19 protein-coding genes and 1 tRNA gene are annotated in these 20,417 nt (G+C 55.5%); 9 read left to right on the top strand and 11 right to left on the bottom strand.

Going from position 1 to position 20,417, the window contains the following annotated elements; translation table 11 throughout:
- Positions 1 to 26 precede the first annotated feature (26 nt).
- The 4 genes from BLR31_RS12420 to BLR31_RS12395 all read left to right on the top strand — a co-directional run bounded on the left by BLR31_RS12420 (position 27) and on the right by BLR31_RS12395 (position 3,474).
- The gene (locus BLR31_RS12420) at positions 27 to 431 is read left to right on the top strand and encodes a DUF2147 domain-containing protein (protein WP_176762642.1); all 405 of its coding nucleotides are present in this window, start codon (positions 27 to 29) and stop codon (positions 429 to 431) included.
- Between the two features lie 242 nt (positions 432 to 673).
- Positions 674 to 1,969 (top strand): tyrosine-type recombinase/integrase, encoded by a 1,296-nt coding sequence (locus BLR31_RS12410; protein WP_090596848.1) that lies wholly within the window; start codon positions 674 to 676, stop codon positions 1,967 to 1,969.
- Between the two features lie 598 nt (positions 1,970 to 2,567).
- Complete coding sequence (locus tag BLR31_RS12400; RefSeq protein ID WP_090596845.1) at positions 2,568 to 2,825, top strand: helix-turn-helix domain-containing protein; 258 nt, start codon at positions 2,568 to 2,570, stop codon at positions 2,823 to 2,825.
- Between the two features lie 145 nt (positions 2,826 to 2,970).
- Positions 2,971 to 3,474 carry a hypothetical protein gene (locus BLR31_RS12395; RefSeq protein WP_090596844.1) on the top strand — a complete coding sequence of 168 codons (504 nt, stop codon included), beginning with the start codon at positions 2,971 to 2,973 and terminating at the stop codon, positions 3,472 to 3,474.
- 434 nt (positions 3,475 to 3,908) lie between these two features.
- On the opposite strand, the gene BLR31_RS12390 is transcribed toward BLR31_RS12395, so the two are convergent.
- On the bottom strand, positions 3,909 to 4,250 hold the full coding sequence (locus BLR31_RS12390; protein ID WP_090596843.1) for a helix-turn-helix domain-containing protein: 342 nt from the start codon (positions 4,248 to 4,250) through the stop codon (positions 3,909 to 3,911).
- Between the two features lie 114 nt (positions 4,251 to 4,364).
- On the opposite strand from BLR31_RS12390, the gene BLR31_RS12385 reads away from it, so the two are divergent.
- The 3 genes from BLR31_RS12385 to BLR31_RS12375 all read left to right on the top strand — a co-directional run bounded on the left by BLR31_RS12385 (position 4,365) and on the right by BLR31_RS12375 (position 7,927).
- Entirely contained in the window at positions 4,365 to 5,591 is a 1,227-nt protein-coding gene (locus BLR31_RS12385) for a PDDEXK family nuclease (protein ID WP_090596842.1), read from the top strand.
- A gap of 61 nt (positions 5,592 to 5,652) precedes the next feature.
- Complete coding sequence (locus BLR31_RS12380) at positions 5,653 to 6,213, top strand: hypothetical protein (RefSeq protein WP_090596841.1); 561 nt, start codon at positions 5,653 to 5,655, stop codon at positions 6,211 to 6,213.
- Between the two features lie 310 nt (positions 6,214 to 6,523).
- Positions 6,524 to 7,927 carry an SEC-C domain-containing protein gene (locus BLR31_RS12375; protein WP_090596839.1) on the top strand — a complete coding sequence of 468 codons (1,404 nt, stop codon included), beginning with the start codon at positions 6,524 to 6,526 and terminating at the stop codon, positions 7,925 to 7,927.
- A 218-nt stretch (positions 7,928 to 8,145) separates the two neighbouring features.
- On the opposite strand, the gene BLR31_RS12370 is transcribed toward BLR31_RS12375, so the two are convergent.
- The 4 genes from BLR31_RS12370 to BLR31_RS12355 form a co-directional block, all read right to left on the bottom strand.
- Entirely contained in the window at positions 8,146 to 9,225 is a 1,080-nt protein-coding gene (locus tag BLR31_RS12370; RefSeq protein WP_090596836.1) for a helix-turn-helix domain-containing protein, read from the bottom strand.
- A gap of 6 nt (positions 9,226 to 9,231) precedes the next feature.
- Positions 9,232 to 9,873: a hypothetical protein gene (locus BLR31_RS12365; protein WP_143009386.1), complete on the bottom strand. Its 642-nt coding sequence runs from the start codon at positions 9,871 to 9,873 to the stop codon at positions 9,232 to 9,234.
- Positions 9,874 to 9,970: 97 nt separating this feature from the next.
- Positions 9,971 to 10,111, bottom strand: a complete 141-nt coding sequence (locus BLR31_RS12360; protein ID WP_244505046.1) for a hypothetical protein — start codon at positions 10,109 to 10,111, stop codon at positions 9,971 to 9,973.
- A 64-nt stretch (positions 10,112 to 10,175) separates the two neighbouring features.
- Entirely contained in the window at positions 10,176 to 10,550 is a 375-nt protein-coding gene (locus BLR31_RS12355) for a hypothetical protein (RefSeq protein WP_090596833.1), read from the bottom strand.
- 307 nt (positions 10,551 to 10,857) lie between these two features.
- On the opposite strand from BLR31_RS12355, the gene BLR31_RS12350 reads away from it, so the two are divergent.
- A complete protein-coding gene (locus tag BLR31_RS12350) occupies positions 10,858 to 11,412 on the top strand; it encodes a recombinase family protein (protein WP_090597038.1) in 555 nt (184 codons plus the stop codon).
- Positions 11,413 to 11,423: 11 nt separating this feature from the next.
- Here the strand turns inward: BLR31_RS12350 and BLR31_RS21380 are convergent, their stop codons facing one another.
- From BLR31_RS21380 to BLR31_RS12320, 6 genes are all read right to left on the bottom strand, one after another.
- The gene (locus tag BLR31_RS21380; protein WP_143009385.1) at positions 11,424 to 11,780 is read right to left on the bottom strand and encodes a hypothetical protein; all 357 of its coding nucleotides are present in this window, start codon (positions 11,778 to 11,780) and stop codon (positions 11,424 to 11,426) included.
- 18 nt (positions 11,781 to 11,798) lie between these two features.
- Positions 11,799 to 15,008, bottom strand: a complete 3,210-nt coding sequence (locus BLR31_RS12340; RefSeq protein ID WP_244505045.1) for a type I restriction endonuclease subunit R — start codon at positions 15,006 to 15,008, stop codon at positions 11,799 to 11,801.
- A 3-nt stretch (positions 15,009 to 15,011) separates the two neighbouring features.
- Positions 15,012 to 15,953, bottom strand: coding sequence for a DUF4268 domain-containing protein (locus tag BLR31_RS12335; protein ID WP_244505044.1), 942 nt, complete (start codon positions 15,951 to 15,953; stop codon positions 15,012 to 15,014).
- A 32-nt stretch (positions 15,954 to 15,985) separates the two neighbouring features.
- Positions 15,986 to 17,332 (bottom strand): restriction endonuclease subunit S, encoded by a 1,347-nt coding sequence (locus BLR31_RS12330; RefSeq protein ID WP_090596826.1) that lies wholly within the window; start codon positions 17,330 to 17,332, stop codon positions 15,986 to 15,988.
- The gene (locus BLR31_RS12325; RefSeq protein ID WP_090596823.1) at positions 17,325 to 18,872 is read right to left on the bottom strand and encodes a class I SAM-dependent DNA methyltransferase; all 1,548 of its coding nucleotides are present in this window, start codon (positions 18,870 to 18,872) and stop codon (positions 17,325 to 17,327) included. The genes BLR31_RS12330 and BLR31_RS12325 overlap by 8 nt, the downstream gene beginning before the upstream one ends.
- A gap of 173 nt (positions 18,873 to 19,045) precedes the next feature.
- Positions 19,046 to 19,122 (bottom strand) — tRNA-Met (locus BLR31_RS12320).
- Between the two features lie 230 nt (positions 19,123 to 19,352).
- On the opposite strand from BLR31_RS12320, the gene BLR31_RS12315 reads away from it, so the two are divergent.
- The gene (locus BLR31_RS12315) at positions 19,353 to 20,390 is read left to right on the top strand and encodes an aldo/keto reductase (protein ID WP_090596821.1); all 1,038 of its coding nucleotides are present in this window, start codon (positions 19,353 to 19,355) and stop codon (positions 20,388 to 20,390) included.
- Positions 20,391 to 20,417 lie beyond the last annotated feature (27 nt).

Genomic DNA, 20,417 nt, shown 5'->3' with positions numbered 1-20,417 from the left:
TTGGCACCCAACCGTCGGAGATTGCCATGCGTTTCAAACCTCTTCTCGCCACGATTTCTGCCGCGCTCGTGATGGTCCCGCCGGCGCTGGCTCAGGACCTCGCCTCGCCCGAAGGCATTTGGGAGATCGATTCCCGGGATTCGCGCTATCAGGTCGAGCTATGCGGAGATGATGGTCAATCGCTCTGCGGCACGCTTGTCTGGCTCGCCGAGAGCGCCCAGAGCGAGGAGAACCTGCAATACATGAACTCGACGATCATCGACCACGCCGAGCCGACGGGTGAAAACAGCTGGAACGGCCGGTTGTCCCTCTGGGGCCAGTCGGCAAATGGGACCATCACGCAGGTTTCCGACGACACGATCGAACTCGAAGGCTGCGCCTTCATCGTCGTCTGCCGGACCTACACGCTCAATCGCTATTCCGACGTCTAGAACGCAAAAAGCCCGCCATAACGGCGGGCTTTTTTGTGTATTGGTTGCGGGGGCAGGATTTGAACCTGCGACCTTCAGGTTATGAGCCTGAGTTCAGCAAGTTCACGAAAACCCTAGCATTGCTGAGTATATAGGCGAAACGCATTGTTTTTCATGTTAAATTTAGCGTGGACTACGTTGCGTTGAATACCGATGTATCGCACGCTATAGTGACTAGATTGCGGACACAGTGCGGACACGATATGAGCGAAAAGCTGACGGACAAGATCGTGCGTTCCCTCCCGTTTCCCCCAAGCGGCAATAAGATCACTTACTGTGGCGAGTTGAAAGGATTTGGTTGCCGCGTCACCGCTCACGGCAGCAAGGCTTTCATCTTAAACTATCGTGCTGGAAAGCGAGAGCGGCGCCTTACCATTGGGTCATATCCGGAATGGTCTGTCGCGCGAGCCCGAGAGCAGGCTGCGCATTTGAAAAGGCAGATTGATCTCGGCAGTGATCCGCTCTCGCTACGCAACGCTGAAAAGTCAGCGCCCACTGTCAAAGATCTTTTTGACCGCTATTGCATCGAGCACTTGCCAACCAAGGCACAACGCTCGGCAGCGGACGACAAGTCTATGTGGCAGGGATTAATCCTGCCCCGGCTCAGCCAAGTGAAAGTAAAAGACCTCACTGCAGCTGATGTGGATGCTCTTCACCGCGAAATAACGCGCGACAGACCGGTGAGGGCCAATCGGGTGATCGAGGTGCTGAGAAAGGCGTTAAATCTCGCGGTGCGATGGGGCTGGCTAGAGAAAAACCCTGCTGTGGGCGTCAGGAAAAATCCAGAACAACCGCGTGATCGATATCTTGGCAAAGCAGAGCTCGCGAGCCTTGCTTGGGCCATGAATGCTCACGGACCATCGACGAGCTTGGATGCTATTCGACTGATCATGTTGACAGGCGCCCGCAAAAGTGAGGCTTTGAAAGCGGAGTGGGCCAACATCGATTTTGGTGCTGAAGTATGGATCAAGCCATCTCACCACACAAAACAGCGTAAGGTACACAAGGTGCCGCTTTCGGGAGCCGCCATCGCCCTCCTGAAATCGGTCCAGGCAAAAATGCTCTCAACCCGTTTTGTCTTCCCGTCGCCCACCAAAGTGGGTCCGCTTCAAGACGTGAGAAAAACATGGGACAACCTTGTCAGCGTTGGTACCATCCATATTTGGAGATCAGTCGTCGGCTTCCCCGAGTTAGAAGCTCAATTAGGAACGTTGCTAGATCGGCAGCCGACTTTGGCTGAGCTACACTCCTTTGCGAAAGCGCATGAGCTATCGTTACCTTCCGGTCTTCAAGGAGTTCGGATCCATGATCTACGGCATACTTACGCCTCGCTGCTCGTCAGCAGTGGCGCTTCGCTGCCGTTGATCGGCGCATTGCTCGGTCACACCCAAGCCCAAACCACGCAACGGTATGCCCATCTCTCAGATGATCCACAACGCGCAGCGACGGAGCTGATCGGAAACATTTTGTCTAAGGAGAATTCAGATCGCCCCCTCTGATCAAGTCCCCGAAGGCCTAGATGCAAACGCATATCTAGATGCCGAACGGCTTTTCCGCAAGACTGGCGACCTCAGGTACCTCGTAATAGCAATCGGCCGGCCCAAGAGCAGCTTTTTCGATGGGGATCAGGTAATTCCCCAATGGGCCTTCGAAGCGTGCCGGGAATATGCAGAACTCATTAGAGGCCTAACTCGCTTGGAACGGAAGCGCCTCCGGTCGACATCTGCCAGACCCGTATTCGAGGACAAGGACCAAGCCCTATACAAGCGAGCGATTGATAAGCATCTCGGGCACACCGGGAAGGCACCGATCCCCCTCGATCAAGCGCTTAAGGAAGAGGGACTGCACGACCCCGATAGGCGCCGCCGCTATCACCAATATCGGCAGGAGGAAATGCGCGTTGATCCGCAGACCGCAGACGATGACGCTGGCTTAGAGTTCAACAGGAGGATCGAGGAGCGGGCAATTGCTCGCAACGGCAGGCCCAAGGGTGGTCGCCAAAACGACTGAAAATTTCTGCTGCGTTTTTTTCAGTTATCCTGCGCCATCGTTCCCTTATCCATCGGTGAACAAAATCACTGACAAGAAAGGGATACTATGAAAAGCGATAGAGATCGGCAGGCAGGAAGCGGCAAGGTTGGCCCTACTATCCTCGATGGCTTTCTGACAACCGAAGAACTTGCTGAAGAGATAGGCGTTCATCGCACGACGTTGGCTAAATGGCGCATGGAGCGTCGTGGCCCCCCTTTCACCAGACTTGGCAAGCGAATTCTTTACAGCGTCGAAAGACTGCGAGCTTGGCTAGAGGCGAATGAAACTTCGTCAATTCCTGATTTGAAGAAGGAGCGCCGGTAGAGCAGGTGTCCCTAGGATGCCAACTTTAACAGACGTGTCTTCCAACGTTGGAGCGAGCCAACCCATGCCCTTCCCAAACCCGCCAGGCGGCCCCCTAGTAACGCGGCGACAAATTGATGCAACCAATGCCGCGAGCGAACGAGTAATGACCGACCTAAGAGCGATCCACAAACAGATAATGGAACGCTACCTACTCGGCAAACTGAAGGCGAGCCAATACGCAGTCTTGGCCGCAATCTCTGCTCGGACACTTGCGTGGAGGAAAGTGATTGAGGTGATCCCATTGGACGTATTCAGCCGGGGAATGCGTGATCCAATGGACAGAACTGAACCGCATTTCGACAGCTACGGCGTGCCATATTTTTCTGGGACCGGCTTAGACAAGTTGACGGTAAGACGCGCGCTGACCTCGCTTGTGGACCAGGGTGCAATCAGCCGGTACGAAATGCACACAGCATCCCGCAAGGTTCATGCATTCTCACCGATTAGCCAAAAATGCCTTGTGGCAATATTTGACCGCAACCAAGTCCCGTGGCCAAATGCGCTTCCCAGCGTTGAGTTCGCTAGCGAAAGCCTCAGCGAACTGGAGTGCTTCATCGTGCAGCGGTTCTTCAAGGTAACCTTCGAAAACACACAAACTCCAGTATGAATTTCTATATTTTTTCTGTGTGTTTTTTGAATGCGCCCGTATGCATTTTGATCAGCTCCGTATGAAATACTCTCCCCTTAATAATACGAATAAAACAACACTATTTATTATTACTACTTAACTCGCTTCGGACTTCGTCCTTGCGCGTTCATCCATCCCCTCTAGAAGCAAGAAATTTCCAGAAAGCATGACATCGATATGTTGGCGATCAGAGGAGACTACCCGGCACTCCACTGAAGCGGACGCCTGGCGAACTAGTTCTGCAAGCATTTTTGCTCAGCTCACTGGGGGCATGAGCCTATGAATGATACGGGTAGAGTTTTCAGACCGGTTGTCGACTGGGCAACAAATTGCTTTACAGGCCGCTGGACTTCATCGGTCGCGATGGCAAAAAATGTCACACTCCATAGGGATGTTTAAAATGCCGTTTTTCGCTATTCGCGCAGCGCGTCAATGAGCTTTAACGCCAACTCTGCTCGGTCACCTTCCATCGCAGCAACTTTGAGCTGAATTTCGATTTCAAGCTCAGTCCGTCGCTGTGAACGTTGCCCATCACGGGTCTGAAAGAAACCAGCCAATTCGACATTTAGCGCTCGGGCAATGGCTGCCAGGGTCTCGATGGGCGGGAAGCTCACACCGCGCTCGATATTTGAGATTGCCTCGGTCGACCGTCCGACCTGGGCGCCCAAATCCTCTTGGGTGAGGTCAGCCATCTTTCGCGCCAAGCGAACACGACTTCCGATAGACTTTTTGAGTTGGGAAAGCTGATCTGTCATGACCCGGAGCCTTGATCCGGGTGGAATTACTATCCATGATGCCGAGATGCGTAATTTTCGTATTTGCCGGAGTTCAACTACAGAACTCGCGGACTGGGCAGCTTTGGGGGTGGTATGCAGTCGTTGGTGCTGAACGAGGATGATTTTGAACAAGGAGAATGGTTGCACCGCTCCTCCCTCGCCTCCACAGAAACTGGGCGCAACGAGAAGTGGCTACAGGAACTATTGTTCGTCCGCCCTGAACTGCTGCCGATTGCAGACATTTCTCCAGGCAGTGCTGGATACGTGCCCGTCTGTCGAGAATTGAGCCTTCCAAAAGAGGGCGGTACCGTGTTCCTTGATATCTTTGGCGTCACCGCCGAGGGCAAGCTTGTCCTGGTTGAATGTAAATTGTGGCGTAATCCCCAAGCGCGCCGCGAGGTCGTTGCACAAATCCTGGAATATGCCTCACTGCTCCGGCGTTGGTCATACGCAGATCTAAATGCAAGGCTAAAGAGCAGCCTGGGGTTAACCGGCCCGAACCCCTTGTTCGAGATTGCCCAAAAAGCCTTCCCTCAATTAGACGAGGCACTGTTTGTCGACAGAGTAACGCACTCTCTCAAAGCTGGCGATTTCAACCTCGTCATTGCAGGCGACGGAATACGCTCTGACATTGATGCAATCGCGGCGCACCTGAACAACAGCAGCGGGTTATCGTCGAAGCTCGCCCTGGTGGAATTTCAGCTTTGGGAGGGGTCCGACGGAAAGACAATGGTTGTGCCCTCAGTGCCCCTTCGCACCGAGGTCATCAAACATCGGGTCATTGTTGCGCAGGATGGATATCCCATCCACCTGGAGCCCGATGGGGACGGCTCCGGCCAAGATGAGGGCGACATAGGCGACCCGGAGCGTAGCCTGCTCTGGGAGCAGCAGAGAGCCTTCTGGCAGCGCTTCATTGACGAGGCGGTGTTCGACCACGCTGACCAACCCAAGCCTCGGCATGGCGGCGCGGGGTGGGTGAAGTTGGCGATGCCGCCACCAATCAACTCCATGACCGTCTATAAGCTCAGCGACGGCTCAGCGGGCATCCTATTCCGTCTAAGGGGAGAGGAGGGCGAGGCGGCGTATGCAGCCATCCAGAACGCCTCTGAGGCGCTCGAAGAGCAATTGGGAATGCCGATGTACTTAGAAGCTGAAAAGGCCAATCCCTTTCAAGGATGTGTGCGTGTTCGCTATCCCGGCGTCGCCCAAGAGGACGATGTTCTCCGCGCTTGGTTTCTGGCATCGGCCAATGCAATGGTTTCGACTTTCCGCCCCTTCTGCTCTCAATGGCTGGGCGCGAACAATCTGGAAAAAACATAGAGAAGACAAAAACTTAATGTAGACTGGTGGTAACCGAAAACGAGTTGCTGGTGGCGGAAAAATGAAGGACCTGTTTTGGCGACTGGAAAAACTTGGTCGCATTCGGCTCTCACAAAACTTCTATATGCGGCAATTCTTATACTCAGAGATCGGGGCAGCGTTTGGCATTGCCAACGTTCCCGACAATCCCGATCTCGCTGTCGAGACTGGAACCCAGTTGTGCGAGCAAATTCTGGAACCACTTGTCAGGAAGTTCGGTCCGATTGTCGTGCGGTCTGGCTTTCGATCCGCGAAGCTTAATGACTTCGGCGCTCGCAACGGGTTGAAATGCGCATCAAACGAGAAGAATTTCGCATACCATATTTGGGACCATCGCGATGCGGCTGGTCACATAGGTGCCGCAGCCTGCGTCGTGATCCCATCATTCAACGCGACTGCAACTGAGCCCGATAGCTGGAAACAGCTCGCGTGGTACATCCACGAGGCGATGCCCTATCATAGGCTTACGTTTTTCAGCTTGGATAACGCCTTCAATATTGGCTGGCATGAGAAGCCGAGAAAAGAAATATATTCTCGGTTGCCGAGCCCCCATTGGCTGCTTCGAGATCCGGCTACGAATTGAGGTGTCAACCTTTGGCGGCGCAAGACAGCAGCTTCAGCGCAGCACGCCGTGTTTCAGCAAGATTGAACCCAGGTACAGTAAACGGGATAGAAGGAGTGCTGGGTCATTAGTGGGGCCGACGCATCTGAGTGGTCCTGGCAACGCCGCTCGATAGTGGCTGCTTAGCTCACGGCAGGGCTCGGCACGAAGCCTTTCCTGATCGTGAGTTCGCACTGCGCTCTTGCCACATTAGAACTGATGACCTGGAAGCTCGATTTGACGCCAGCGCCTGCGGTACCGATACTCAACCTGATTTACAAGGAATAGGTCCATGGCAGCGCGCGAATTTCGAGGCTGGAAACCCAAGTGGAGCGCTCCGTGTCCCTGCGCTTCGGAAAAGAAATACAAAAACTGTTGCCACCGGCGCCTGCCCTCCGCAAACATCGGCAAGGCCTATTCGATGGCCATTAAGGACGGTCAGCTGGAACGTGCCCTCTTGTGCGCGCGAGCTGACATCACTCAATACACGATTTGGCACAAGTCTCATACGGCGCCGCTCATGCATCGCGCCCACATGCTTCCCAATCTTCTCCAAATAGACGTCGACGCCCTAGGCGCATACGTCGGGCGCCTCTTTACCCTCTATCTCCGTCTCGATCTTTGGAGCGATTGGCGCGCTGCGCTTGGCCGCCTAAGGGGCAATATCGAGCACGATAAGTGGTATCGAAAGGTCGGCTATTATCTGGCACTTTCATATCTGGGGCCGAAGGGCGATCGTATCGCCGGGCGTCGTGAGCTGGCCAAACTGGGGCCGATAACCAATGAGGAGACCGACCTTGAGCTCCTCCAGATCTATGTCGACCTCGAATTCGACGATCTGGCCTTCGCCGATCGCATGTCTATTCTCGACCGCATCCTCCAGCTCAGCGAGGAACGCAGCAATCAAATGCAATACCGAACCGGCAAGGCCATCCAGTATTATCTTATCGATGACCGAAAGACTGCCGGGGAAATTTTGGATGATGTCGTCGCCCGGGCCCAGTCGACCCGCGAGGCAGATCCCTTCGACGTTCGCGAGCGTCACTTGTTCGCCGGCGTCCTTCAGCTGCTTGGCTCGCTCAGAAGGGATGCCGACCTAATGCGCCGGTCCACCACAGAATTCGAAATGCTACTCGAAGAAGACTGCTGGACCGATCTGGGGCGCGCCAAAATCTTGCGGGAGTTGGGCGACACGCATCGTTACGCCGGGAACTTCGAGATCGCCGAACAAGTTTATCGCGACGCAGTAGCGATTGGAGGGTTGGGGCTGGACCAGGTCTACGTCGCTGAGTGCTTGCTTCGACGAGGGCTGGTGGACCGTGCCGTGGCCGAGCTAGAAAAGGCTGATACCCGGCTCCTGGTGGGCCGGGAATTCGAAGATTATACACATTGCTATGGAGTGGTGGCACTCGCCGCGAAAAAAATGCCCATGTTGAACACTGCGCTCAATATGCTCAAGCAGCTGAAATCGTCCGAGCCGGTCTTCAACACTCAGCGCCTTGAATTGCTCGTGAACGTCACTGACATGCTCGCCGGCAAACAGGTCAAGTCAGACACAACGGCGGGTGGTCTTGGCACCTATGCCAATTTCCTAATCCTGCAGCCTAGCCTTTTTGGGTTCGGTATTAACTTCAACGCGATCATTGATTATCTGTCGCGCAAGAAGCCCAAATCAGGGGACAAGGACCCGAGTTAAGAGCAGCAGCGACCAATGGTGGAGGGCTTGAGTAGCAGAGCCGTTGTCAGGTGAGGCACATGCTGCAATCGCCGTTGATATTACGTTTCAAGCGATGGACGCTTTCGCGCATCCACACGCCTCCGCAAAGCATGGAGAAGATTTGGGCACGGGTTTTAAAGGCAACTTGTTGATGCCCTCTTTATAGGAACTCTATGCTTAGCGTCACGCATAAAGGTTCACTTCACAAGCCGCAGGGGGGACGGTCCTTCTGCCGGAAGTTCGGGGCGCGAACTGGAGCCTTCGGCAGCCAATCCAAAGACGAGGTTTTCAAGTTCGCTTTCGGGAATGCTCAGGTCTTGCGCTATGCTCGCTCTGGACTTTCTCTGCTGCCAAAGATCGTCAAAAACCATCCGCCAAATGCCGGATTTTTCACGCAAGATGCCGTGGGGCTCTTGCTTTCCAAATCGCTGATTGAGCTGGATGTTGAACGTTCGATTTTGCCAGTCGCTAATGATCCCGAGCTTGTGCAACCGATAGCAAAGAGCGGCTGCTGAAACGCGCCACCGCTGCTTTTCCTGGATGATCTTGTTGAGGCTAGTCACATAAGGCAGTCTCGTTTTCACATCGGTTTCGGGCATGAGAAACGAGCTAGCAAACAAATTCGCTTCCATTTCGGCCGAGCGATATTGAGGGCCACCGTGCTTGTGCAGGATGAGATGTCCTAGCTCGTGCGCCGCATCAAATCTGCTGCGCTCTGCCGACTTAAAAGTATTGAGAAAAATGAAGGGTTCGTCGTTTCGCCAAAGCGAAAACGCGTCCACATTTTTCGTGGTTTCGGACAACGAAAAGATGCGAACGCCTTTCGCTTCCAGTATCTTGATTAGGTTTCCTATCGGTTTTTCACCGAGACCCCAGTGCTGCCGAACCGTTCGGGCTGCGACAGCGGGATCCCGTTCATGCTCCAAGTCCAGCAAGTCCGGTTCGTCAAGGCTATAAGCTGCGTTCAACCAGTCTGCGATTTCAAACGCAATGGAACCCGCTGCAAGAGCGGCATCTCGCTCCTTTGCCGTCATCCCACTCAAGCTTCGAAAGCTGGCCGACTGCGTTTCAATCTCATCAGGGTCGTCGAGTTGATAAAATCCCGGAGGAAAACCGAGAGCTGCAATCAATCGAGCCTTAGTCTCTTCGTCAGGTATCTGTTTTCCATTCAGAACACGAGACAAGGTAACCGGCGCAATGCCGGCCCTCTCGGAAAGAATCCTTGAGGTATATCGGCGCCGCTTCCGGGCCAATTCAAGTCGCTTAATGTTGAACATTCTCTGTTACTTGCGCATTATACGCGGCTCAAGCTCGGCATAGTCGTCGTCAGTCGTCTCGGCAGGCTTGCCAAACCATTCCTGACCCTGCGCTATGAAAATGCGCTCGAAAAAGCCGTTAAAGTTATCGCCCCTTAGTGAGGTCGGCAGCGACAGTTCGGCACTAAAACTGTCCTCGGTGAAGGAGACGCAAAAATACCAAACCGTTGAGTTCAATTCACGAAGAGATTTCAGATCGACCATCTCCGGGATCGCATCCGGTGCAAACAGCGAACCCTGTGCACGATCGATGATGTCGGCAGAGCCCGATTTCTTTCCATGGATCGCCTTCGGAGAGCGGAACTTGGAACAGGCGACATCTACATTCTGATAGGCGATCATGATGCCCGATTTTACATCGATCGACGCCTCAATGTTCTTCTCGCGGCTCAGTTGATAGCCCTTCGACATCGCGAGAAGCCGTAGATGCCTGCTTCCGTGAAGATAGGCCAATGTTCCGGCCGCCCCCGCTATGTCAACGTCGATGGTATTAGACCTTTCTGCGACGGTCTTCTTTGCAACTTCGATGAGTTCGGCCCGTGTAATCCGGAACGGGACCAACCTAGCGTCAGCTTCCCAGCTGTCGGCATAGATCTTTTCGGCTAGCATCCACATGGCCTCGCGATAATTTTTTCCTCCTCATGTGTGGCATGAAAAATTATCGCGGTCAATTGCCGTCAGCTTTTCCCCAACGCTTATCTGCTACCTATCGCGCAATCTCGGCAAGGCGTTCGGACGTCGTGTCCTCGGCGCGCTTCCTGCCGCCCTTCGTGCCAAGCGCCTTAGCGGCGCGGTCTATGCCATCGTCAACGATGGTCTCAACTTCGTCGCCAGTGGCAAGGCACATAACCTTTGGGCATTGCCGATCACATCAGCAGGGCGCTTCTATCTTTTAGGTCCGGTTAGTATGATTACTCCGCAGCCATTGCTTCCTGCTCTTCAATTTCCTCCTCCGCATCAGGTGCAGGGGCAGCCGGTCGGTTTGCAATTAGTGCCGTAACGTCGCTCCACTCCTCCATGCGGAATACATGGACCCTGCGCACCCACGTGCAGAAACTAGGTGCCTGCTGTTGAAGAGCACTTTGCAAAGTCATTAACGCGGTTATTGGATCATGATCGAGTTCCGTATGATACAGAGATCCCTGCGGATGTGCGGTAAATCCGCATGATGCAAGCGCGGAAGGTATCTCCGTCTGATAAACTCGTGTCACGTCAGCTGGTGACATTCCGCCTTGGCTCTTCATGCCAGCGGTATCCAAGTCGAATGCTATTGCATATTGCGCCATCAATATCCCTCCTATGCTCTAGGGCAAGCATATAGGATCTCGGCGGCGGGTGCGATAGGGGCGTCAATCAGGCTGAATTTCAAACTGAGACACTACCAGCTTTCAGGAAACCTCACCTCGGTCTCGAAGACCCATTGGGAGCGGGACGCTGGCTCGCTCCGGTGAGGTGGGATTTGACATCATCCCAATTGAGCGGGGTCTAGCGAGACATGGCTAATTTTTCGCACAGCGTCTCATACACATAGTTATGACATTGTGAGACAAATGTCTTATAATATCTAAGATGCTAAAGAGACAGGAGCGAACAATGCTAGTGGGTTACGCGCGTACATCAACGGCTGATCAAGTTGCAGGGTTGGAGGCTCAGCGACGAGATTTGGCGCTCGCAGGGGTGGAGAGAGTTTTCGAAGAGCAGGTATCGTCTGTTTCGCAGCGGGCCGAGCTTGAAAATGCGCTGGGATTTGTTCGTGATGGCGATACCTTCGTTGTAACAAAGCTGGATCGCCTTGCACGGTCCACCGCCGACCTTCTTGCAATTCTGGACCAGTTGGAGCGCAAAGGAGTTGGTCTGCGCATTCTCAACTTCGGCGGCAGCGAGGTCGACACAAAGTCGCCTACGGGCAAGCTCATGTTGACGATGTTTGGAGCAATGGCGCAGTTCGAACGAGAAATGATGCTGGAGCGCCAGCGCGAGGGCATCCAGAAGGCGAAGCGCGAGGGCAAGTATAAGGGGCGTAAGCCGACGGTACGCAATCGAAAAGTCGAGATTGTAGAACTAAGGCAGCAGGGATTGGGGGCAACCGAGATCGCCCGCCAACTCAACATTGGCCGCGCATCTGTCTATCGCGTGCTTTCTGACTGATGAACCCAGGTTCATCGGTAAGCGCAAATGCGGACGAATTCATTCACCCAGCACGCCCCTTCCCTTTTCAGCGCACCGAGCTGATCATGTGCACGATTTTCTGGCGGAAAGCCGTTCCAATAGGCGAAGCCCGCGTTTGGGTCGTCCTCATCGACGGTCAGATAGACGAAATAGAGAGACACTTCCTTTTCGGTGTTGCCGACGCCCATCGTGAAACTGCCGTCTCGACCGCTGGAAAAGTTACACGGTTCGTCCAAGAAGGTTGCGGAATATACCTCCAACACACAACGAGAGATTTGTTCAGCCGATGCGGGAACCACAGTACAGATGAACACCACTGCCGCCGCTGCAATCTGGAATAGTCTCATTGGGTCCATACCTCAACCTTAGGGTGCCGTCGCCGGGGATACTTCCCGCAACAGCGCCTCAGCCTGAGCGATCACCGTCTGGATCGCTTCAGCTTCTAGATCGGGCGGGTAGCCATATTTCTTGAGAATGCGGCGCACGAGCGTTCGCATTTTCGCGCGCGCGCTAACCTTTTTGTGCCAATCGATTGTCACCGACGCGCGCATGCTTTCAACCAGTTCATGAGCGATGATCCTCAACTGCTCGTTTCCCATCGCTTCCACCGCGCTGTCATTCACTGCGAGTGCGTCATAGAAGGCGAGTTCTTCCTGGGATAGTCCTAACTCGTCTCCGCGCGCCACCGACGCCCGGATGTCCTTGGCCATGTCGATCATGAACTGGATCATCTCGACCGTGGAAATGGCGTTTGCGTGGTAGCGGGCGACTGCTTCCTCAAGTCGCGCAAAGAACGTCCTGGCTTCGACGACGTTGGATTTCGACCGGCTTGTGATTTCGCCGTTGATGAGCTTTTTGAGGGCTTCAAGCGCTAGGTTCTTGCGCTCCATTGTTTGGACCTCAGCTAGAAAAGCCTCGGACAAGATCGATATGTCGGGCGACTTGATGCCCGCAGCTTTCAAGACGTCGACGATCTCGGCATTGGCGACTGCGGCATTCATCAACTGGTCGATAGCGAAATTCTTGGCGCTGTTGGTCAGCTTGCCAGTCACAGACGTTTTCGAGAACGCAGCACGAACGGCCTGAAAGAACCCGATATCGTCGCGGACGGCTTTGGCATAGTCGCTGGCCGATGCGAGGCCATAAGCAACACTGAGGGCCAGCACGGCATCATTGAACCGCCGCCGTGCCCTTTTCTTGCCCTCGGTAGTCTCCTCTCGCTGCGATTGTTCATCGAGCCATTGGCCGATCCACTCGATGGCATCGGCAAGTGCGACAAGCCGTTGCTGGGGCGTGCCGGAGATGCCGAGCGAATAATCGTGCCCGTGGAACATCGCGCGCACGATCTCGAACTGTTCCTTGAGCGCGGCAACGGCGTCTTCTTCATCAATGCCCGTCTTGGACCGATCCGAGGCCGTGTACTGGCCCATTGCCTTTTGGAGATTGCTGGCAATGCCGATGTAGTCGACAACCAGCCCGCCCGCCTTGTCCTTGAACACGCGGTTGACGCGAGCGATGGCCTGCATCAGCCCGTGGCCACGCATAGGCTTATCGATATACATCGTGTGCATTGCTGGAGCATCAAAACCCGTCAGCCACATATCTCGCACGAGCACCAGTTTGAGTGGATCATCGGGATCGCGGGCGCGCTTGGCCAGCAGATCGCGACGGCGCTTTGGCCCGATATGCGGTTGCCAGTCCTCGGGATCAGAAGCCGAACCCGTCATCACGATCTTGATGGCTCCCTGCTCGTCATCATCTGAATGCCAGTTGGGGCGTAGGGCGACGATGTGCTTGTAAAGCTCTACGCAAATGCGGCGGCTCATGCAGACGGCCATTGCCCTGCCGCCATTCATGCCCTCGACGCGCGCTTCAAGATGCTGAACCAGATCAGAGGCAATTTGCTTGAGGCGCTTTTCAGCGCCAACCAGACGCTCGATTGTCGTCCATTTGGCCTTTTGCTTTTCCTGTTCGCTCAAATCCTCGTCTTCAAGGATCGCTTCGATCTCGGCGTCGATCCGCGGTTTTTCCTCATCGTCCAACTCGATGCGGGCAAGCCGGCTCTCATAATAGATCGGCACCGTCGCCTTATCCTCAACCGCGCGCGTGACGTCATAAATGTCGATGTAGTCGCCAAAGATCGCGGGCGTGTTGACGTCATCAGCTTCGATGGGCGTGCCGGTCAACCCGATGAACGAGGCGTTGGGCAGAGCCTGCCGAATGTAATGCGCAAAGCCGTAGCGGCGCTGCCCGGTTTTGGTGTCGAGACGCGCATCAAAGCCATATTGGCTGCGATGAGCTTCGTCAGCCATGACGATGACATTGCGTCGCTGAGTTAGAACCGGGAATGTCTCCTCACTCTTTTCCGGCGAGAATTTTTGCACCGTCGTAAAAATCACGCCACCTGATGCGCGGTCGAGCAATTGCCGCAGTTCGTCCCGACTATTGGCCTGCTGTGGTGTCTGGCGGATCAAATCCCTGCACAGGCTGAAAGTGCCGTAAAGCTGGTCGTCGAGATCGTTACGGTCAGTCAAGACCACCAGCGTCGGGTTTTCGAGCGCCGCCGAGCGGACGACCAGCCCGCCGAGAAACGCCATCAGCAAACTCTTGCCCGATCCTTGTGTGTGCCAGATCACACCGATCTTGCGGTCACCTTCGGGCCGCGAAGCCTCTACGGCACTGTCTAGTGCCTTCCGTGCGCCGTGAAACTGATGGTAACCGGCGATGATCTTGATCGGCCCTTCGCCGCGATCGCCAAAGACTGTGAAATCCCTGATCAGCGCAAGGAACCGTTCCCGATCGAACACCCCGCGCAACAGCGTCTCCATCTCGCGGGGACCGTGCGGCGTGAAATCGTCGGCTGCCCCGGTCACACTGCGCCAAGGCATAAACCGATCCTCATCGGCGGTAAGCGAGCCGATCCGGGCCAGCATGCCGTCAGACGCCACCATCACAGCATTGGTGCGAAACAGGCTGGGAATTTGCGCCTTGTATGTCTGCAACTGGCGATAGGCGTTCTCGACGGTCACGTGCTCATTGCCAGCATTTTTGAGTTCGATGATCCCGACCGGCAGGCCATTGATGAATATCATAATATCGGGTCGTCGTGTCCGACGGTTCTCGGCCACCGTGAACTGTGTCGTGACCAGCCAGTCATTGCTCCCGATGTCGTCAAAATCGATCAACCAGACTTTCGCGCCACGAAACACACCGTCTCCGGCAGCGAACTCGACGTCGATACCCTCGGCTATCAGCTTGTGGATGCGCCGGTTTTCCTCGACCAGCGAAGGCGTCTCGCTTCTAAAGACTTCCCGGATCGCGGCCTCGCGTGCCTCGGACGGCACATCTGGATTGATGCGGGCAACTGCCTCCGTCAGCACGCTCTCCAGCACAATTTCAGCGTAAGCCGTGCGGAGCGGCGCAGTGCCGTCGGGCGCTATTTCGGTTGCGGGACGAAATTCGTAGCCAAGCTCAGTGAGGATCGCTACAGCGGCATTCTCGACAAGCGCCTCGGTGAAGCCGGATCGAGAGTAGTCAGTGTCAGTCTGGATGTAGTCCCCGCCCCCGATGGTCACCAGCTACATCTCCCCGTCTGGCGGAGCGATTTCGAGCCGGGCCACGCGATCCTTGAAGACCCGGGAAAACGCCTCAAGTGTTCGGACCATCCATGAATGATACTCCGGCCAGCGCGACCGGTCAGCCGGATCAATGTTTTCAAGATACACGATGATGCGGCACGCGCGGCGTTCGGGCAGGGCCTTCCAGAGGGGGACAAAACCAAGTTCCGCTTCTATTGCTGGGCGCTGAAGTTCTAGTTGCTGGAAGTAGGCGTTTGCGTTGTCGTCACCCAGATAAAGCTCCACCCCAACACGGTTGTCCCGCGTGTTGAACAGACCAGCCAAATGCATCCCGGAGCGGCCAATCGAATACGTCGTCCAGTGCTGGGGCCGGGGCCGCCGTGAACGCAGCGTTCTGTGTCCCTCCAGCCTGCCTTGAAGCTCGGTCCAGAAATCGAGCTGCATCTGCTTGGTTTCAGTGACAGGCTCGTTTTCCAATCTTCGGCTTGCCTGTGACACGGAACGCGACCACTCGTTCGGCTTGGAGATGACGTTGAATTTTGGCGCGGCGGCACTATCGCCAATACGCCAGAGCTCGACCTCGACACCAAAAAAACGAAAACGCTCATCCGTTATTTCATTGAGCCAGTCGAGCGCCGCGCGATGTTCCTCGGTGAAGCGAGCGGCAACCCAAATGATCGTCACCGTCTGCAATCCGGCTGCATAGGTCAGCAATTGGCCAAGGTGGGTATGATCGGTTCGCTCAAGCTGGTTTTCAATCAGAACCCATGAATTGTCGACGAGGTCCTTACAAAGAATATCGGCTCGGAATGGCCCGACATTGCTCTCTTCCGCCTCAACCTCAAGCTCCATGCTCAACGTGTCCCCGAGGATTGCGATATTGTCCTCGCGGGCCAGCCAAGGGGTGAAATCATGCGCTTCAGAACGCCAGATGTCGCGCAACTCGATCTTTTCCAGTCGTCCGAGGGTATAGGTCATGCAGCGTCCTCGGCCAGTTTCTCGGCATCACGAAGTCGGATTTCGCCGGACAACAGCTGGGGAAGTAGCAGGTCACGAGTGGCGGCGAGGGTTCGGTTCTGATCGTCATTGCTGGAACTTAACAAACGCAAAGACCCAACCAGGCCTTCGAAAGCCGAATGAATACGTTGATTGGCTAGGGCAATCTGGAGCTCGCCCACTACAGAAGGCTTGAGTTCTGTTTGCCCAGTCGAACCATGCCCCAGCAATGAGATTGTGTCTTCTGCCTGCTCTAAGAAGAGCGCATATGCCACTTTTGAGACTACCGCTGGGTCCGGACGACAAATTGTTACGTGGCTGTCGCAAGTCGCATTTCCTGGCAGCTGTCTCACTGTTGCCACTCTCCCCAGCGTCCCCACGCCGGTTGAGTTCACCAGGACATCGCCTAGTTCGAGCATGCGTTCTTTTGGGTGTCGCTTGCTCACGTTGTGCTGCCGGACTATTGCCCAGTCAACTTTGCGACCTCGCACACAACGCTGATTGACGACTGGAATTCCTATATCAACGTACGACGGCGCAAGGCCACGCTTCATCAGCAGCGAAACCGATGAGAGTGGCGCCATCCTCCACCCCTCCGGCAGCCCTTCGTCCCCAAACCGGTCGGGAAACAGATCGACCAGTTCCTGTGCGCGGGAGGGATCGGTGACGAGACCACCCATGATGGTGAGGGGATCGGACGCGCCCTCGATTTTGCGGCGAGTGGGGCCAAAATCGACAAACCAGTCCCGAAAGATCGCCTGCGCCATCGCCTCCAACGTTTCACTGGTGAGCCGGTTTAGTTCAATCTTGTCATCGAGGGAGCCCAGAGCATCAGCAATGGCTTCCTGTTCGGACGGCGTCGGCAGTCGAAATCTATAGTCTTTGATTTGTCCACCGCTTATGTGCGGTACAGCTGTGCCGGTCTGAACACCCAGTACATAGTCGGTGAACGCTCTACTCCCGATCACATACCTAAGGAAGCGACCGGACAGTTTGTGAGTGCCTCGCAAGCGGGTTACTCGTTGGACAAGCAGGCTAGGAACATCTTGCTGCCCTACCGCCGCATATTTTAGGCCTGCTTCTATCCACGGGCGATCCATTGCAAGCACGACGTCGCCGATTTCCAACTTGTATGCCGCCAAATCTGGGACGCGATCTTTAGGCCATCGCTTCGCATTGTCCCAGCGAACGAAGCCCTGCGCGATGTTGTCGCCACGCAAAAGCCTCGGATCGCTGCTCGCGTCAGAGTAATTTGCACTCTTGAATGGGAAGCCTGTCAGAAAATCGACTACATCTCCCAACCTAACCAGCTGCCAGTCAGTCATTGCGGAAAAAACCTCCGATTGCGGTAGCTATGCGCCCCTCCAACAACCGTCCCTCGGCAAACTGTGCTTCGAGCTCCTCCCTCAACTCCGCAAACTTTTCCTCGAACGGTACGCCATCGTCTTCGATGTCCTCTGCACCAACATATCGACCCGGCGTGAGCACATGGCCGTTCTGGCGAACCTCGTCGAGTGTGGCCGACTTGCAGAAGCCCGACTGGTCTGCGTAAGCCTCAGCATGATCCTTGTTGCGCCAGCGATGATAGGCGTCTGCGATCTTGGCAATATCATCTGGCGAAAACTCCCGCCGCACCCGGTCCACCATAAACCCGAGTTTGCGCGCATCGATGAACAGGATTTCGCCTCGCCGGTCGCGATGACCATTGGCGCTCTTGTCCCGCGCCAAAATCCAGAGACAGGCTGGGATTTGCGTGGAATAGAAAAGTTGGCTGGGCAGTGCCACCATGCAGTCGACGGCGTCCGCCTCGATCATCGCTTTGCGTATTTCGCCTTCGCCGGATTGCTGTGACGACATTGAACCATTGGCCAGCACCACACCCGCCGTCCCGCGCGGTGCGAGGTGGTGATAGATATGCTGGAGCCAGCCGAAATTTGCGTTGCCTTTGGGCGGTGTGCCGAAGCGCCAGCGTGTATCGTCTGCCAACCGTTCGCCGCCCCAATCCGAGATATTGAACGGCGGGTTGGCCATGATGAAGTCGGCCTTCAAATCTGGATGCTCGTCCCGGTGAAAGCTTCCTTCATTGTTCCATTTGATGTCGGCATCGATCCCCTGAACCGCGAGGTTCATTTTGGCCAGCCGCCATGTGGTGTGGTTGATCTCCTGACCATAGACCGAGATCGCATCGCGCCGACCGCCGTGATCCTCGATGAACTTCTCCGATTGCACGAACATGCCGCCCGACCCGCAGCACGGGTCATAAACCCGGCCTTGGAACGGTTCGAGCATTTCGACCAGCGTGCGTACCACCGAACGGGGCGTAAAGAACTCGCCACCACGCTTGCCCTCTGAGCCGGCAAAACCCGACAGGAAATACTCGTAAACCCGACCCAACACGTCCCGTGCCTTGTCGGTGCTGTCATGCATGCCGATGTTGGAAAACAGATCAATCAACTCGCCCAGCATGGTCTTGTTGAGCGTGGGGCGCGCATAGTTTTTGGGCAGTACGCCCTTCAACCCCTCGTTGGACGGCTCTTGCTCAATGGCGTCCATCGCCTGATCGATCAGAACCCCGATCTCGGGCCGCTTGGCGTTGTCGCGCAAATACGACCACCGGGCGGTCTTGGGCACCCAGAAGACATTATCGCCGATATACTCCTCGGGGTCTTCCGGATCGGCGTTTTCAATCGTCAGCAGCTTTGCCCGCTGCGCCTCGAACGCATCTGAAATGTACTTAAGAAAAATCAGCCCCAGCGCGACGTGCTTGTATTCGCTGGGCTCCAGATTGCCCCTGAGCTTGTCCGCTGCCTTGAACAGGTCAGCGGTAAAAGCGAGATCGCCATTGTTTTTGTTATTGTCAGCCATAGGCCCCCCGATAGTCTCGGGCACCCTAGCCAGAAAAACTTGACGGTGCAAAGCAGATCAGGATGACGCTTGAACCCCGGTTCATCCGAACCGAGCGCCCCTGAATTACGGACACAGCGCGGACACAAGAAAAAAGGACCTAACCGCTATCTGGGTTAAGTCCTTGAAAATATTGGTTGCGGGGGCAGGATTTGAACCTGCGACCTTCAGGTTATGAGCCTGACGAGCTACCGGGCTGCTCCACCCCGCGCCAATAATGTCGCTGATTTCGTGGCTGATTTCGTAAAACCGAACCACTCGGACGCCGCCTATATAGGGGGGCAAACTGGGTTTGCAAACCCCTTGTCTTCGGTTTGACGACATTTTTTTTGACAGCAATCGGAAAGCCCCTGCGATTGCGCTTGCCAGTCTCGAACGTTACACATGGGTCAGGGCCATTGCCCCATCCATTTTTGACCAAACGATATCCGGAATTGATTCATGCAACAGCGCACTCTTGGCCGCACAGGAATTTCCGTGAGCCGCATTTGTCTGGGCACCATGACATGGGGCGAACAGAACACCGAGGCCGAAGGCCACGCGCAGATGGACTACGCGCTCGACCAGGGCATCAATTTCCTCGATACCGCCGAACTCTATTCGACGCCAGGCCGCGCCGAGACGCAAGGCTCGACCGAAAGGATCACCGGAAGCTGGTTTAAGGCCAATGGCCGCCGCGACGACTGGGTCGTTGCATCGAAAATCGCCGGGCCGGGCAACGACTGGATCCGTGGCGGACGACCGATCAACCGTAACGAGGTGATCGCGGCGCTAGACGCCAATCTCGAGCGTTTGGGCACCGACTATATCGACCTCTATCAGCTTCATTGGCCCAATCGGAAACATTACAATTTCTCGGGGTCCTGGACATTTGACCCCTATGGGCAGGACCGCGAGGCGATCCGCGCCAATCTGCTCGAAGTGCTCGAAACGCTGGGCGAGCAGGTCAAGGCCGGAAAGATACGCGCCCTCGGGCTGTCCAACGAAACCAGCTGGGGCCTGATGGAATATCTCAAGCTCGCAGAGCTTCACGACCTGCCGCGCATGGCGACCATTCAGAATGAATACAACCTCCTGCGTCGCGCTTTCGATCAGGATCTGGCGGAGGTCTGCGCCTTTGAGGATGTCGATCTTTTGGCCTATTCGCCGCTGGCGGCTGGGCTGTTGAGCGGCAAGTACAATGATGGCCGGATGCCCGAGGGTACGCGCGGGGCGATGGGCAATATGTGGCGGCACAATCCGCAGTCCGAAATCGCGACCAAAGCCTATATGACGCTGGCCGAACAACACGGACTCGATGCCTGCCAGATGGCGATTGCCTTCTGTCTGACGCGACCATTCATGGGGTCGGTGATCATCGGGGCCACGTCGCTCGACCAGCTCAAGAGCGACATCGCGGCCCATGAGGTCACGCTCAGCGAGGACGTGCTCAAGGGCATCGAGGATTTGCACCGGCTATATCCGCGCACCGTCGCTTAAAATACCAACGAGCGAGGCACGGCTCAC

The organism is Pelagibacterium luteolum, assembly GCF_900100665.1.
Lineage (GTDB): Bacteria > Pseudomonadota > Alphaproteobacteria > Rhizobiales > Devosiaceae > Pelagibacterium > Pelagibacterium luteolum.
Note: the sequence above shows the minus strand (reverse complement) of the source record. Positions and strands in the feature narration are given on the sequence as shown.

Coding starts and splice junctions, on each gene's coding strand:
- BLR31_RS12420 (WP_176762642.1), top strand. CDS start 27: ATGCGTTTCAAACCTCTTCTCGCCACGATTTCTGCCGCGCTCGTGATG.
- BLR31_RS12410 (WP_090596848.1), top strand. CDS start 674: ATGAGCGAAAAGCTGACGGACAAGATCGTGCGTTCCCTCCCGTTTCCC.
- BLR31_RS12400 (WP_090596845.1), top strand. CDS start 2,568: ATGAAAAGCGATAGAGATCGGCAGGCAGGAAGCGGCAAGGTTGGCCCT.
- BLR31_RS12395 (WP_090596844.1), top strand. CDS start 2,971: ATGACCGACCTAAGAGCGATCCACAAACAGATAATGGAACGCTACCTA.
- BLR31_RS12390 (WP_090596843.1), bottom strand. CDS start 4,250: ATGACAGATCAGCTTTCCCAACTCAAAAAGTCTATCGGAAGTCGTGTT.
- BLR31_RS12385 (WP_090596842.1), top strand. CDS start 4,365: ATGCAGTCGTTGGTGCTGAACGAGGATGATTTTGAACAAGGAGAATGG.
- BLR31_RS12380 (WP_090596841.1), top strand. CDS start 5,653: ATGAAGGACCTGTTTTGGCGACTGGAAAAACTTGGTCGCATTCGGCTC.
- BLR31_RS12375 (WP_090596839.1), top strand. CDS start 6,524: ATGGCAGCGCGCGAATTTCGAGGCTGGAAACCCAAGTGGAGCGCTCCG.
- BLR31_RS12370 (WP_090596836.1), bottom strand. CDS start 9,225: ATGTTCAACATTAAGCGACTTGAATTGGCCCGGAAGCGGCGCCGATAT.
- BLR31_RS12365 (WP_143009386.1), bottom strand. CDS start 9,873: ATGCTAGCCGAAAAGATCTATGCCGACAGCTGGGAAGCTGACGCTAGG.
- BLR31_RS12360 (WP_244505046.1), bottom strand. CDS start 10,111: ATGTGCCTTGCCACTGGCGACGAAGTTGAGACCATCGTTGACGATGGC.
- BLR31_RS12355 (WP_090596833.1), bottom strand. CDS start 10,550: ATGGCGCAATATGCAATAGCATTCGACTTGGATACCGCTGGCATGAAG.
- BLR31_RS12350 (WP_090597038.1), top strand. CDS start 10,858: ATGCTAGTGGGTTACGCGCGTACATCAACGGCTGATCAAGTTGCAGGG.
- BLR31_RS21380 (WP_143009385.1), bottom strand. CDS start 11,780: ATGAGACTATTCCAGATTGCAGCGGCGGCAGTGGTGTTCATCTGTACT.
- BLR31_RS12330 (WP_090596826.1), bottom strand. CDS start 17,332: ATGACTGACTGGCAGCTGGTTAGGTTGGGAGATGTAGTCGATTTTCTG.
- BLR31_RS12325 (WP_090596823.1), bottom strand. CDS start 18,872: ATGGCTGACAATAACAAAAACAATGGCGATCTCGCTTTTACCGCTGAC.
- BLR31_RS12315 (WP_090596821.1), top strand. CDS start 19,353: ATGCAACAGCGCACTCTTGGCCGCACAGGAATTTCCGTGAGCCGCATT.